Origin of the sequence: Streptomyces sporangiiformans (assembly GCF_005768555.2) — a bacterium.
GTDB classification, from domain to species: domain Bacteria; phylum Actinomycetota; class Actinomycetes; order Streptomycetales; family Streptomycetaceae; genus Streptomyces; species Streptomyces sporangiiformans.
Genome location: NZ_VCHX02000029.1, coordinates 1 through 15,387, shown reverse-complemented (window position 1 = coordinate 15,387; position 15,387 = coordinate 1). Strand labels below are relative to the sequence as shown.

5 protein-coding genes and 1 pseudogene are annotated in these 15,387 nt (G+C 71.7%); 3 read left to right on the top strand and 3 right to left on the bottom strand.

Going from position 1 to position 15,387, the window contains the following annotated elements; all coding sequences use genetic code 11:
• Window positions 1-14 precede the first annotated feature (14 nt).
• Both FGD71_RS01445 and FGD71_RS01440 read left to right on the top strand, forming a co-directional pair.
• Window positions 15-7,940: pseudogene (locus FGD71_RS01445) on the top strand (SDR family NAD(P)-dependent oxidoreductase); the annotation flags it as partial.
• A 189-nt stretch (window positions 7,941-8,129) separates the two neighbouring features.
• Window positions 8,130-9,197, top strand: a complete 1,068-nt coding sequence (locus FGD71_RS01440) for a glucose-1-phosphate thymidylyltransferase (RefSeq protein ID WP_119098510.1) — start codon at window positions 8,130-8,132, stop codon at window positions 9,195-9,197.
• Here the strand turns inward: FGD71_RS01440 and FGD71_RS01435 are convergent.
• From FGD71_RS01435 to FGD71_RS01425, 3 genes are all read right to left on the bottom strand, one after another.
• A complete protein-coding gene (locus FGD71_RS01435; RefSeq protein WP_162930990.1) occupies window positions 9,192-10,244 on the bottom strand; it encodes an MFS transporter in 1,053 nt (350 codons plus the stop codon). The genes FGD71_RS01440 and FGD71_RS01435 overlap by 6 nt on opposite strands.
• A gap of 69 nt (window positions 10,245-10,313) precedes the next feature.
• Window positions 10,314-11,531 (bottom strand): class I SAM-dependent methyltransferase, encoded by a 1,218-nt coding sequence (locus FGD71_RS01430; RefSeq protein WP_119098508.1) that lies wholly within the window; start codon window positions 11,529-11,531, stop codon window positions 10,314-10,316.
• 108 nt (window positions 11,532-11,639) lie between these two features.
• Window positions 11,640-12,629, bottom strand: a complete 990-nt coding sequence (locus FGD71_RS01425) for an NAD-dependent epimerase/dehydratase family protein (protein ID WP_119098507.1) — start codon at window positions 12,627-12,629, stop codon at window positions 11,640-11,642.
• 578 nt (window positions 12,630-13,207) lie between these two features.
• On the opposite strand from FGD71_RS01425, the gene FGD71_RS01420 reads away from it, so the two are divergent.
• Window positions 13,208-15,387, top strand: a 2,180-nt coding sequence (locus FGD71_RS01420) for a type I polyketide synthase (RefSeq protein ID WP_119098506.1), incomplete at its 3' end; no start/stop codon positions are given.

The following is a 15,387-nucleotide window of genomic DNA, read 5'->3' as shown; positions in this document are numbered from 1 at the left end:
GCTCGGAGGCGGTGGTGGCCGGCACGCTGCGGCGTGGCGACGGCGGTCTGGGCCGGTTCTACGCCTCCCTGGGTGAGCTGTGGACCCGGGGCGTAGGGGTCGACTGGACGCCTGCTTTCGAGGGGCAGGTCCCCAGGCCGGTGGACTTGCCGACGTATGCCTTCCAGCGGCAGCACTACTGGCTGGAACCGGCCCGCAAGACGACCTCGGCGGGCGCTATGTCCCTCGACGCCGTAGACGAGGCGTTCTGGCAGACCATCGAGGGCGGGGACGTGGAGAGCCTCGCCGAGGCGCTGGGGCTGGACGACGTGCGGTCGCTGGGGGCGGTGGTCCCGGCCCTGTCGTCCTGGCGCAAGGACCGTCAGCAGCGGTCCACGATGGAAGGGTGGCGGTACCGGATCATGTGGCGGCCGCGGGCCGAGTCCGCTCTGGCCACGCCGGACGGCAGCTGGCTCGTCGTGGTCCCCGAAGGTCACGAGGAGGACAGCCTCGTACAGGCCACGATCGACGCGATACGCGAACGCGTGGACGCCGTACGCGTGTTGACAGCCGATGCGCGGGACGCCGAACGCGAGGTGCTCGCCGACCGGCTGCGGGCCGAGGCCGAACACGGCCCCTACAGCGGTGTCCTCTCCCTGCTGGGCCTCGACGAACGTCCCTGGACGGCCGAAGCCGAAGGCACCCTGCCCACGGGCCTGGTACTGATGACCTCGCTTCTGCAGGCACTCGGTGACGCGGAGATCGAGGCGCCCCTGTGGTGCGCAACCCACGGCGCGGTCTCCGTCAGCCGCAACGACGTCCTGGCGCACCCGATGCAGGCCATGAGCTGGGGACTCGGCCGGATCGCCGCCATGGAGTACCCCCAGCGCTGGGGCGGCCTGGTCGACCTGCCGGAAACCATCGACCAGCGGGCCGGCCGGCGGCTCGCCGCGGCTCTGTCCGGAAGCCTCGTGGAGGACCACGTGGCCGTACGGCCCTCGGGTCTCTTCACCCGCAGGCTGGTGAACGCGGGACCGGGGCCGCGCCCGGACGGACCGCCCTGGAGGCCGAGCGGCACCGTGCTGGTCACCGGGGGCACCGGCGGGCTCGGCGGGCATGTCGCCCGCTGGCTGGCGCGCGGCGGGGCCGAACATCTCGTCCTGGTCAGCCGACGCGGTCCCGAGGCCCCCGGTGCTGCCGAACTCGTGGCGGAACTCGCCGAATCGGGCACCCCCGCCACCGTCGTCGCCTGCGACGTGTCCGACCGTGCCGCCGTACGGCGGCTGCTCGACGACCTGCCGGGCGGCGGACCGCTGACGGCCGTGGTGCACACGGCGGGTGTGATCGACGACGTCGTGATCGACGGACTGACCCCGCAGCGTGCGGACGGGGTGCTGCGGCCGAAGGCAGACGCCGCGCTGATCCTGCACGAGGAGACCCGCCACCTGGACCTGTCCGCGTTCGTCCTGTTCTCCTCGATGGCCGGCACCCTCGGCGCCGCCGGGCAAGGCAGTTACGCCGCCGCCAACGCCTACCTCGACGCGCTCGCCAGGCACCGCCGTGCCGACGGGCTGCCCGCGACCTCGGTGGCCTGGGGCACCTGGGGAGGCGGCGGCATGGTCGGCGACGAACTCGCGGAGCGGCTGCGCCACGACGGCGTGCCGCCCATGGACCCGGAGCCGGCGCTGTCCGCCCTGCAACAGGCCCTCGACCAGGACGAGACGTTCCTGGTCGTCGCGGACGTCGACTGGAAGCTCATCACCGTCCGGGCCTTCGCCGCGCTGCGCGAGGTCGCCGAGGTACGCGCGGCTGTTTCCGCCCAGGAGACCACGAAGGAGAACGAGCCGCAGGACGGACCGCCGCTGGTCCACCGGCTGCGAGGGCTGCCCCCCGGCGAGCGTCGGACGGCGCTGCTCATGGAGGTCCGCAGGGAGGCGGCGGCGGTGCTCGGCCACGAGGACCCCGAGGCCGTGCCCGAGAGCCGGGCGTTCCGCGACCTGGGCTTCGACTCGCTGACCGCCGTTCAGTTGCGTAACCGCTTCGCCGAGGCCACCGGCCTGCGGCTGCCGGTCACCATGGCGTTCGACCACCCGTCAGCAGTGGCCCTCGCCGCCCACCTGGACCATGAACTGTTCGGCGCGGGAGCCGAAGCGGCGTTGGACGGTGCGGCGGCTGATGGTGCGGCGGTGGACGGTGCGGCCGTGCTCCCGACGGCCGCGGTGGACGACGACCCCGTCGTCATCGTCGGCATGGGCTGCCGGTTCCCCGGCGCGGTACGGTCGCCGGAAGAGCTGTGGCGGCTCGTCGCGGACGGCACGGACGCCGTCTCGGCGTTCCCCGACAACCGCGGCTGGGACGTGGAGACGCTCTACGACCCGGACCCGGACAAGCCCGGCCGCTCGTACGCGCGCCACGGAGGATTCCTCTACGACGCCGACCACTTCGACCCGGCCTTCTTCGGGATCTCGCCGCGTGAGGCGGTGGCCATCGACCCCCAGCACCGGCTGCTCCTCGAGACCTCCTGGGAGGCGTTCGAGCGTGCCGGCATCGATCCGTCGGAGGTCAGGGGGGCGCAGGCCGGCGTCTTCGTCGGGTCCAACTACAACGACTACGGCAGCCGGGCCCGTCAGGCCCCCGACGGGCTGGAGGGCTACCTCGCCACGGGCAGCGCGAGCAGCGTCGCCTCGGGCCGTATCGCCTACACCTTCGGACTGGAGGGGCCGGCCGTCACCGTCGACACCGCCTGCTCGTCCTCGCTGGTCGCCCTGCACCTGGCGGCGCAGGCGCTGAGGGCGGGAGAGTGCGATCTGGCTCTCGCGGGCGGCGTCACCGTGATCTCCACGCCGGACACGTTCGTCGAGTTCAGCCGCCAGCGCGCGCTGTCCCCCGACGGCCGGTGCAAGCCGTTCGCCGCCGAGGCGGACGGCGCGGGCTGGGGCGAGGGCGTCGGCATCCTGCTCCTCGAACGACTCTCCGACGCGCGACGCAAGGGTCACCCCGTGCTCGCCGTGGTCGCCGGTTCCGCCGTCAACCAGGACGGCGCGTCCAACGGTCTGACCGCTCCCAACGGGCCCTCCCAGCAGCGCGTCATACGTCAGGCACTGGCCGGGGCGGGGCTGTCCCCCGCGGACGTGGACGCCGTCGAGGCGCACGGCACCGGCACACCGCTCGGCGACCCGATCGAGGCGCAGGCGCTGCTGGCCGTGTACGGGCAGGACCGGCCCCAGGACCGGCCGCTGTGGCTCGGCGCGCTGAAGTCCAACATCGGCCACACCCAGGCCGCCTCGGGTGTCGCGGGCGTCATCAAGATGGTGATGGCGATGCGCCAGGGCGAGTTGCCGCGCACCCTGCACGCCGAGAACCCCTCGCCGCACATCGACTGGTCCTCCGGCGCGGTACGCCTCCTCCACGAGGGACGCCCCTGGACCCCGGGCGATGGACGGCGCCGCGCGGGCGTCTCGTCCTTCGGCATCAGCGGCACCAACGCCCACGTGATCCTCCAGGAGCCGGAGCCAGTGGCCCTGCACGAGCCGGAGGCTGAACACCTTCCTGCCTCGGAGGCCGAACGTCTGGAGGCCCAGGAGGACTTGGGTCTGCACGTGCCGCAGGCCGCGTCGTCCCCGTCCCCGGCCCAGACCCAGACGCCGGCCCCAGCGCCAGCCCCAGCCCCCGACGATGCCCCGGTCACCACCCCGCCCCTCCCATGGCTGCTGTCGGCCCGTGGCACCGACGCCCTGTGCGAGCAGGCGGCCCGGCTGCGCGACCACCTTGGTCGGCATCCCGGTACGAACCCGGCGGACGTCGCGCTGTCCCTGGCCACCACCCGGGCCCGTTTCGAGGACCGTGCCGCGCTCGTCGCCTCCGACGGCGGCACCCTCACCGAGGCGCTGGCGGCGCTCGCGGAAGGCCGTGAGCACCCCCGGGTGACGGTCGGTCGCGTACGCCCCGGTCGGACCGCGTTCCTCTTCTCGGGCCAGGGCGCCCAGCGGCCGGAGGCCGGGCGGCGGCTCTACGCGGCGTACGAGACCTTCGCCGACGCCCTCGACGCGGTGTGCGCCCACATGGACGACCATCTCGAACGCCCCCTGCGGGACGTCCTGTTCGCCGCGCCCGGGACGCCGGAGGCGGCGCTGCTCGACCGCACCGCATTCACCCAGGCGGGCCTGTTCGCCGTCGAGGTGGCGCTCTACCGGCTCGTGGAGAGCGTCGGCCTGAAGCCCGACATCCTCCTCGGCCACTCGGTCGGCGAGATCGCCGCAGCCCATGTCGCGGGCGTGCTCTCGCTGGAGGACGCCTGCACCCTGGTCGCGGCGCGGGGCCGCCTGATGCAGGCGCTGCCCTCCGATGGCGCCATGGTCTCCGTCCAGGCGTCGGAGGACGAGGTGCTGCCGCTGCTGGAGCCCTACGAGGGCCGGGCCGTGATCGCCGCCCTCAACGGTCCCGCCGCCACCGTCGTCTCCGGCGACGAGGACGCGGTCACCGCCGTCGCCGAACGACTGGCGGCCGAAGGGCGCAAGACCCGACGGCTGAACGTCAGCCACGCCTTCCACTCACCGCACATGGACCCCATGCTCGACGAGTTCGCGGCGGTCGCCGGCCGGATCGAGCTACGTGCCCCCGAGGTGCCCGTCGTCTCCGCCGTCACCGGCAGGCCGGCCGACGGGGGCGAATTGAGCGACCCCGCCTACTGGGTGCGCCAGGCACGCGAGGCCGTCCGCTTCCACGACGGTGTCCGCACCCTGGAGAAGGCAAGAGTCACCGCCTACGTCGAGATCGGCCCGGAGGGCGTCCTCACGGCCATGGCCGGAGACTGCCTGACCGGCGACGACGCCGTCCTCGTACCGCTGCTGCGCCGCGACGGCGACGAGGCCGACGCACTTGTCGCCGCGCTGGCCCGACTGCACGTCAGCGGCCACGAAGCCGACTGGGCCGCCCTGCTCGCACCGCTCGGTGCCCGCCGTGTCGACCTGCCGACGTACGCCTTCCAGCGACGGCGGTACTGGCTGGCGGCCAGCGGGGATCCCAAGGACGTCGCAGGCGCCGGTCTGGAGACGGCCGGGCATCCGCTGCTCGCCACCGCCGTGCCGCTGGCCGGCTCCGACGGTGTCCTGCTGACCGGGATCCTGTCGGCGCAGCGCCACCCGTGGCTGGCCGACCACGCGCTCGATGGCCGGGTGCTGTTCCCGGGGACCGCGTTCCTCGAACTCGCCCTGCACGCATGCCGGCGCGTCGGTGCGGCGCAGATCGCCGACCTCACCCTGGAAGCCCCCTTGGTCCTGCCCGCCACCGGAGCCGTCCAGCTCCAGGTCGCCGTGGGCGGCGCCGACGACTCCGGCGCACGGACGCTCACCGTCCACTCGCGCCCCGTCACCGGAGAGGAGACGGAGGCCGCGCCCTGGGTTCGCCATGCCGAGGGCACCCTCACGGACCGGCCGACCGCGACACCCGACGCCTCCGGCTCGTCCGGCTCGTCCGGCCCGTCCGACCCGGCCGTCTGGCCGCCGCACGGCGCCGACCCCCTGGACGTGTCCGGCCTGTACCAGCGCATCGCGGACAACGGCTTCGCCTACGGCCCCGCCTTCCGCGGCCTGCGCGCCGCCTGGAGCCTGGGCGGGGAGATCTACGCCGAGATCGCCCCGGAGGACGGCGAACCCCACGAGGCGGCCGGTGACTTCGCCGTTCACCCGGCGCTCCTGGACGCCGCCCTGCACACCGTGGCCCTTGCCGCCGACGACGGCGGCGGAACCGTCGTCCCGTTCACTTTCACCGGCATCTCGGCGACCGCGGCGGGCCCGACGGCACTGCGCGTACGGCTCACGCCCCAGGAGGCGACACGTACGTACGCCGTCCAGGTCACCGACGAGGCGGGCACGCCCGTCGTCGGCATCGGCGGACTCGTCCTGCGCCCGGTGGACACGGTACGGCCCGCCCTCGGCGGGACGCCGGGCAGCCTGTACCGGCTGCACTGGGTGCCGGCCCCGGAGAACGACGACGACGCCCCGGCACCCCTGACGGTCGTCGGGGCCGACGACACCCTCGCGACCTGGGCCGAAGCGGCCTGGGCCGAAGTGGACGACCGGCCCGGCCGGGTGGCGCGCCACGACGACCTGGAGGCGCTGCGCGTCGCCGTCGCGGCGGGCGCGCCCGTGCCGGAGACGGTGCTGGTCTGCCTGCCGGGGACAGCCGACGCCGGTGACCCGGCGGAGGCCGCCCGGCAGGTGACCCACCGGGCCCTGGAGCTGGCGCAGACGTGGCTGGGCGACGAGACCTTCGCCGAGGCGCGGCTCGTGTTCGCCACCCGCCAGGCAGTGACGGCCGGTGCCACCGACGCTCCCGACACCGATGCGCCGGGCAACGACGCTTCCGGCACCGATGCTCCCGACATCGACCCGGCACAGGCCGCCACCTGGGGCCTGATCCGCACGGCGATGTCGGAGAACCCCGGCCGCTTCGCCCTCCTCGACCATGACGGCACCGCCGCATCCCTGGACCTGCTGCCCGCCGTACTCGCCGGGGGCGAACCCGAGACGGCCCTGCGTGACGGCACTGCCCTCACCCCGCGACTGGCCCGTGCCGAGATCTCCGCGGCCGGTGACCTCATGGGGCATCTCCCGGGCTTCGACGCGTCCGGCACGGTGCTGGTGACCGGCGCCTCCGGAGTGCTCGGCCGGCAGGTGGCCCGCCATCTGGCCGTCGCGCACGGCGTCCGGTCCCTGCTGTTGGCCAGTCGGCGCGGCGCGGCGGCGGAGGGCATGGGCGAGCTGCACGAGGAACTGCGCGGCCTCGGCGTCGATGTCACCGTCGCGGCGTGCGACGTGGCCGACCCCGACGCCGTCGCGCGCCTCCTGGCCCAGGTCCCGGCCGAGCGGCCGCTGAGCGCGGTCGTGCACACGGCGGGCGTACTGGACGACGGCGTCGTCGACGCGCTCACACCCGACCGCGTGGACACGGTGCTGCGTGCCAAGGCCGACGCGGTGGTCCACCTGGACGCGCTCACCCGCGACCTGGACCTGTCCGCGTTCGTGGTGTTCTCCTCACTGGCCGGCACGCTCGGCGGTGTCGGGCAGGGCAACTACGCGGCGGCCAACGCCTTCCTGGACGCCTTCGCCGCCCGGCGCAGTGCCGCAGGACGGCGGACGCTCTCCCTCGCCTGGGGGCTGTGGGCCGAGCGCAGCGGCATGACCGGCAAGCTCGACGAGGCCGACCTGCGACGCGTGGCGCGCGGTGGCCTACGGCCGCTGGAGACCGCCGACGCCCTGGCCCTGCTGGACGCCGCCCTCGGCGCACCGGACGCCTTCCTCGTCCCGGCCGCGCTGGACACGGCGGCGGCACGCACGGCCGGCGGAACCGTCCCGCACCTGCTGCGCGACCTGGTGCCCGTCGGTACTCCGCGGGTGTCCCCGGCGGGCCCGGGCCGACCGCAGGCCGCTCCGACCGCATCGAACGCGGGCGGTCTGCGCGAGCGGCTCGCGGCTCTGCCGGAGAAGGAAAGGCCGGCCGCCGTCCTGGACGCGGTCCTCGCCCAGGCGGCGCTGGTCCTCGGCTACGACTCGCGCGACAACCTCGACCCCGAACGGGGCTTCCTGGAACTGGGCTTCGACTCCCTCACCGCCGTCGAGCTGCGTAACCGGCTCGGCACGGCCACCGGTGTCCGGCTCCCCGCCACCCTCCTGTTCGACTACCCCACCCCCGCCGGCCTGACCGGCCACCTGCTGACCAGGATGGCGCCGGCGCCCGCCGATGAGCGGGCGCTGGAACAACTCGACCGGTGGGAGGCCGAGTTCCAGGATGTCTTGGCAGGCGCGGGCTCCCACGACGGCCTGCGCGGCCGGCTCCAGCGGCTGCTGAGCCGACTCGACACCGCGACGGCCTCGGAAGAGCCGGCCGCTGCGGACTATCTGGAGGAGGTGTCGGACCGCGAGCTGCGCGACTTCCTGGAGAACGAACTCGGAGACGCGTGAACACCGGGGCGTCCGGCCGCCGCGCGCGGCGCGCACGCCGGGCGCCCGCCGGGCGCTCTCCCAGACACAGCGAACGCATACCCAGCCAGTTGAGGGGTGCTCAGGCGGTCGGCCGCCGATCCTGCGACGCAGCAGGTTCCGCGGCCCACGGCCCACCACCCGCAAAACCCCAAGCACTTGGATGGAACAGTGAAGGCACTCGTGCTCGCGGGAGGGACCGGTACGCGCTTGCGGCCGATCACCCACACTTCCAGCAAACAGCTGGTCCCGGTCGCCAACAAACCGATCCTCTTCTACGGTCTGGAGGCCATCGCCGACGCGGGCATCACCGACGTCGGCGTCATCGTCGGCAGCACCGCCGCCGAGATCCAGGCCGCCGTGGGCGACGGCTCCGCCTTCGGCCTCGACATCACCTACATCCCGCAGAGCGAGCCCCTCGGCCTCGCCCACGCCGTCCTCATCAGCCGCGACTTCCTCGGCGACGACGACTTCGTCATGTACCTGGGCGACAACTTCGTCCTGGACGGCATCACCGACGCCGTCGAGGGGTTCCGCAAGGAGCGCTGCGACGCGCAGGTCCTGCTCACCCGCGTGGCCGACCCCACGGCGTTCGGAGTGGCCGTCGTCGACGACGGCGGCGCCATCACGGCCCTGGAGGAGAAACCCCAGCACCCCAGGAGCGACCTCGCGATCGCCGGTGTCTATCTCTTCACCCCGCTCGTCCACGAGGCGGTCCGGACCATCCGGCCTTCCCGCCGGGGCGAACTGGAGATCACGGACGCTCTGCAGTGGATGATCGAACGGCGGTCCGACGTCCGCTCCACCATCATCACCGGGTACTGGAAGGACACCGGGAGCGTCGCCGACATGCTGGAGGTCAACCGCACCCTTCTCGATCGCCTGGAGACCCGGGTCGACGGCTTCGTCGACCCCGAAAGCGAGATCATCGGCCGGGTCCGTATCGAGGCAGGCGCGGAGATCCGCCGCTCCCGCATCGTCGGACCCGCCGTCATCGGCGCGGGCAGCGCCGTCACCGGGTCCTACGTCGGGCCCTGGACGTCCGTCGCGGAGAACTGCCAGATCACCGACAGCGAGATCGAGTTCTCCATCGTCCTGGGCGACTCCTCCTTCCAGGGCATCCGGCGCGTGGAGGCGTCCCTGGTCGGGCGCAACGTCCAGGTGACCCTGGCGCCCCGGCTGCCGGCCACCCACAGTTTTGTGATCGGGGACCACGGCCGACTGCAGATCTCGTCATGACCCCGAGCCGCCGGTTCCTTCGAGCCGAGCGGCGGACCGGACACCGGCGGGGCCGTCCTGATGGGGCTCAAGCTCCCCGAGCGGGATGTCGCGCAGGCCGCGCAACGGTGAGAAGAACAGCCACAGTCCCGCACAGCAGCCACCGGCTACGGCGATCCACAACGTGGTCCGGACGCCGAGGGCGGTGGCGAGGGCGCCGCCCGCCAGACCGCCCAGGGGGAGCGTGCCCCAGGTGATCCAGCGGGCGGCGGCGCTTACCCGGCCGATCATGTCCGGTGGGCAGACGGCCTGGCGGTAACTGGTCAGCGAGGTACCCGCGACGGTGGAGGCGAAGGTCCACGAGATCCAGCCGAAGCCGAACAGCAGCACCCACCAGCCGGGCCCGGCCAGCGGGATGAGCAGGCCGGGCAACGACAGCACGGTCATCGCGATCCAGCTGATCCGAGCCGAGCCGACCTTCCGGGCCAGGTACTGTGCCGACACGCCGCCGGCCACCCCGCCGACGGCCCCCAGCGCCAGCAACAGCCCGACCAGGCCCGGCTGCAGATGCAGCGTGCGGATGAGGAACACCGGGCCGAGGGTCTCCACCATGATGACGAAGAAGTTGGCGGTGCCGTTGAACGCCACCGAGTTGCGCAGGATGGGATCGCGGGCGACGTAGGCGAGCCCTTCACGGATCTGCGACCGCAGTGTCGGCCGTCGGCCGGTGTCGGCCCGGGGACGGCGTGGCTCGCGGCTACGGATGGCCGACAGCGAGCCCGCCGACACCGCGAAGGAGAGCGCGTCGGCGACCATCGCCCCCGCGGCGCCGAGCAGCGTCACCAGCCCCGCGCCCATGCTGGGCCCGGCGATCTGCGCGACCGACCGACAGGCGGCGAGCTTGCCATTGCCGTCCATGAGCTGGTCGCGGTCGAGCAGCACCGGCAGATAACTCTGGTACGCCACCGAGAAGAACACGGAGAACACGCTGGAGACCAGCCCGACGGCGTAGAGTTGGGCGAGCGTCAGCGCCCCGGCGGCGTAGGCCAGCGGCACCGAGCCGATCACCAGGAACAGGCCCTCGGTCGCAGCAGATCATCAGCTGTCGTGCCACTCCTGCCCGGCGAAGGTCAGGAATCAGATGATGTGGACCTTCGGTACGTAAAGGATCCAGCGGCCACCGGCCTCCTTGAACTCCCTCTCTTTCGCCATGATTTCCTCCGCGTGATTCCACGCGAAGAGCAGCGCGTAGTCCGGGTACGGCTCCCGGAACGCCTCGGAAGGCCGGATCGGGATGTGCGATCCGGGGGTCACGCGGCTCTGCTTCTCCGCCGTGGAGTCGGAGATGAAGGAGATCGACTCCGGGCCTATTCCGCAGTAGTTGAGGACCGTGGCGCTCTTGCATGTGGCGCCGTATCCCACAACCCTCTTGCCCTCGTCACGGAGCCTGGTGAGCATCTCCTTGAGCCCTTCGCAGTTTTCCTGCACCCGGTTCGCGAACGACTCGTACGTCGCCCAATCCCACAGGCGCTGTGCGCGCTCCCCCTCCAGCCACTGTCCGACCGCCTCGGTGGGAGTGCGCTCCCCCGCGCGGGCGGTCGTGTAGCGCATGGTGCCGCCGTGCACCGGTAGATGCTCCACGTCGATGAGTTCGAAGCCGAACCGCTGGGCCAGGGCCTGCACCGAGCGCACGGAGAACAGGTAGAAGTGCTCGTCGTAGATCTGGTCGAAGTAGGTGTGCTCGACGATGTCGCCCAGATAGCGGTCCTCGAAGACGAAGACGCCACCCTCGTCGAGCAGGGCACCGGCGCCGGCGAAGACCGAGTCGATGTAGGCGATGTGGCTGATGGTGTTCGCCGAGAAGATGAGCTGGGCCGGCCCCTCCGCCGCGTGGATCTTGCGCGCGGTCGGCTCCTCGAAGAAGCCGACGTACACGCGGCTGCCACCGGCGCCCGCCACCTTCGCGGCTTCCTCGGCAGGGTCGACGCCCAGGTGCCTGACTCCGGCGGCACGGACCGAGTTGAGCATGATGCCGTCGTTGCAGCCGATCTCGACGTAGAAGGCGTCGGGACCGGAGAGCTCGGTCGCCAGGAAGTGTTCGGCGACTCCTTCGAAGTGCTGCCGCATCAAGGCGGATCCGGATGAACGGTAGGGATAATCGGCCGGGAACATCCGGTCCCGCGATACTTCCTCCAACTGCTGCACCATGGTGCAGTTCTCGCAGAACGCGACAGCGAGCCGGTAGAAGTGCTCGGTGCCGATCTCGCTGGGTGCGGGGAACACATCGGATACCGGCTGACGGCCGAAATCGAAGAATTCCTGGACCGGGCCTTCGCATATACGGCACGTCGGCATGTGCTGCAGCCTGCTATCACGGGAGTACACGGTCAACTCCTAGAGAAATCCGGGGGTTACATAGGGGGTGCGCGAGAATCACCGAAACGACTGCGACGGGCACGGGGTTCAGCTGGTTCGCATGCGATGGCGTCGGTACCACTCCGCGGTCTGTCGCAGTCCCTCCCGCAGGCTGCACGGTTCGAATTCGATGATCTCGCTCAGCTTCCCGAGATCGAGTGTTCTGCTGCGCCGTCCACCGGACTTGGTGCGGTCGAAGGTGATGCGCTCGGGTTGTCCCAGTGCGGCACACACCTCGCGGGCGAGCTCCAGCAGCGTGACCGTCTCAGCGGTACCCATGTTCAGGACCTTGTGTTTGTTCTTCTCGACCATCTGCAAGGTGGCGTCCACCAGGTCGGTCACATACATATAGGTGCGCGTCTGACTCCCGTCACCCCAGATCTCGATCGGCCGGCCGGACGCGACCCTGGCGAACATGCTCGGCACCACCCGGTCGGTGTCCTTCTCGAAATTGTCGCGAGGTCCGTAGATGCTGGTCAGGCGGGGACGGAAGATACTCATCCCGTATTCGTGGGCGTACGACTCGGCCAGTATCTCCCCGTAGTTCTTCGACAGGTAATAGCCGTCCGGGGCATACGGCATACCCGCTCTGAAGTCGTCCTCCTCCCGGGTCGGGCGGGACGTGGGGGATCGGTAGATCTCGCTGGAGCCGAGCAGGACCACGTCCTGGATGCCATGCCGCCGGGCACAGCCGAGGACGTTCGACACGGCGCGCACATTGGCGTCCAGGATCTGGGCCGGGTGGTCGCGCCGGAACCGCGCGCTGCCCGTGAGCGCCGCGCAGTGGATGAACGCGTCGACACCACCAGCCTCTTGGCCGACGGCCGTCTCCAGCCCGGACTCGTCCAGCAGGTCGAGCCGTATCGTGCGCAGCCTGTCGGTGGCGGGGAGCTGAGCGAGCACCCCTCGGTTGTCCCTGCGGAAGAGGCAGATCACCTCAGCCCCGCGGGCGAGCAGCTCTTCGACGAACTGTGAGCCGATGAAGCCCGTCCCGCCGGTCACCATGACCGTCCGTCCGGCCCAGTACTCAGTAGCCATGGTCCTCCATCCTCGGCCGGGCCGACCGGCGAGCACACGGCCCTTACGGGGCGCTGTTGAGCAGGTGCGGCCGCCAACACCCCCGCTCCACCCGGTGGGTGTGCCGCTGGGCGAGACGGCGAAGCAAGGGGGTGGGCAGGGAGGGACGACTTTGAAGCACGGGCCCCCAGGAGCCGCCTCCAAGCCGGGCGTAAAGAAAAACTCCTCGCGCTGCGGCGTCCGACGCCACATACGAGTCGGAATCACAACGGCCTCACCGTAGCCGCGGGCCGTTTAGGGAGATTGCTAGTGCTGTGACCGGAAGACCGGGATGGTTCGCCGGGCTGTCTCCTTACCCGACGGTCTTACCCGACGGTCGCGCACAGTGACTTCCGGGGCCCCGGTGAAGTCCGATGGTGATTTCCAAGGTTTTCCCCAGAGAACCCATCCAGGGCCGTAAAACCGCACGTCGACCGTACATGCTGTCCAAGCCGACGAGCTGAGAGGCAGCACTCCGGCACCGCCGGTCCGCCCGGTGTCTCCGGACGACACCCTCACGGCGTATCCGTTCCGTCACCACAACAGCATGGGGCCAGTCCATGACGAATGAAGCGCGGCTTCGGGACTACCTCAAGCGGGTCACCGTCGACCTGCACGAAACCCGGCGCAAGCTCCAGGAACTGCGGTCCAAGGACCAGGAGCCGATCGCGATCGTCGGCATGAGCTGCCGGCTCCCCGGAGGCGTGCGATCCCCCGAGGACTTCTGGGACCTGCTGGCGTCCGGCACCGACGCCGTGAGCGACTGGCCCACCGACCGGGGCTGGGACCTCGACGGGGCGGACACCGCCACCGCCGGTGACCGCCGCGCGGGCGGCTTCGTCTACGACGCCGACCGGTTCGACCCCGCCTTCTTCGGCATCTCGCCCCGCGAGGCCCTCGCCATGGACCCGCAGCAGCGCCAGCTGCTCGAAGCGTCCTGGGAAGCCCTCGAACGCTCCGGAATCGACCCCACCACCCTGCGCGGCAGCCGCAGCGGCGTGTTCGTCGGCTGCAGCGACCAGGGCTACAGCTCAGGACTGCGCGAAGTCCCCGACGACGTACGCGGACACCTGCTCACCGGCAACTCCATGTCGGTGGTCTCCGGTCGCGTCGCCTACACGCTCGGGCTCGAAGGCCCGGCCGTGACCGTGGACACGGCCTGCTCCTCGTCCCTGGTCGCCCTGCACTTCGCCGCGCAGTCGCTGCGCTCCGGCGAGTGCTCCCTCGCCCTCGTGGGCGGCGTGACCGTCATGTCCGGCCCCGGCGCGTTCATCGAGTTCGGGCAGCAGGGCGGCCTCGCCGCGGACGGCCGGTGCAAGGCCTTCTCGGACGACGCCGACGGCACCGGCTGGGCCGAGGGCGTCGGCATCATCGTGGTCGAGCGCCTCTCCGACGCACGGCGCAACGGACACCACGTGCTGGCAGTGGTGCGCGGCTCGGCGGTCAACCAGGACGGCGCCTCGAACGGCCTGACGGCGCCCAACGGCCCCTCTCAGCAGCGGGTCATCCTCGACGCTCTCGCCAACGCGGGCGTCTCCGCCACCGACGTCGACGCGGTGGAGGCCCACGGCACCGGCACCCCGCTCGGCGACCCGATCGAAGCCCAGGCCCTGCTGGCCACCTACGGCCTGGGCCGCGCCGACGGCCACCCCCTGTGGCTCGGCTCCGCCAAGTCCAACATCGGCCACACCCAGGCCGCGGCCGGCGTCGTCGGGGTCATCAAGACGGTTCTGGCACTGCGCAACGGTGCACTGCCGCCCACGCTCCACGCCCAACAGCCGTCCACCCACGTCGACTGGACGACGGGCAACGTCAAACTCCTCACCCACTCCGTGGACTGGCCGCGGACCGACCGCCCACGGCGGGCCGCCGTGTCGGCGTTCGGCGTCTCCGGTACCAACGCACACGCCGTCATCGAGGAGGCCCCGGCCCTGACCGCCGAGGCCGGAGACCCGGCCGTCGAGACCGGAGGCCCGGCCGTCGAGGCCGGAGAATCTGCCGCCGAGGCCGGGGAACCCGCCGCCGAGGCACCCCGCAGGATCGAGCTTCCCGTCCTGCCCTGGGTGGTCTCCGGCCGCGACGAGGACACCCTGCGCGAACAAGCCGCACGACTCGTCAGCCATGTCACCGCCTGCCCCGAGACCGACCTCTACGACCTGGCCTGGTCCCTCGCGGCCACACGCGCCGCCCTGCCGCAGCGGGCCGCCCTGCTCGGCACCAACCGCGAAGACCTGCTGAACGGTCTCACCGCACTCACCGAAGGACGGCCCGAGGAGGGTGTCCTTACGGGGACGGCGCGAGGGGCTCAGGCCGAGGGCAAGACGGCGTTCCTGTTCTCCGGGCAGGGTGCGCAGCGCCTGGGTATGGGGCGTGAGTTGTATGAGGCGTTCCCTGTCTTTGCCGAGGCGTTCGACGCGGTGTGTGCGCATGTGGGCGGGCTGCGGGATGTGGTCTTCGGTTTGGATGCGGAGGCGTTGGATCGTACGGAGTGGGCGCAGCCTGCGTTGTTCGCGGTGGAGGTGGCGCTGTTCCGGCTGGTGGAGTCGTGGGGTGTGCGACCCGATTTCGTGGTGGGGCATTCGATTGGTGAGTTGGCGGCCGCGTGTGTGGCGGGGGTGTTCTCGCTGGAGGATGCGTGCCGTTTGGTGGTGGCGCGGGGTCGGTTGATGCAGCAACTGCCTTCCGGTGGGGCGATGTTCGCGGTGGAGGCGTCCGAGGAGGAGGTCGCGGCGCTGCTGGA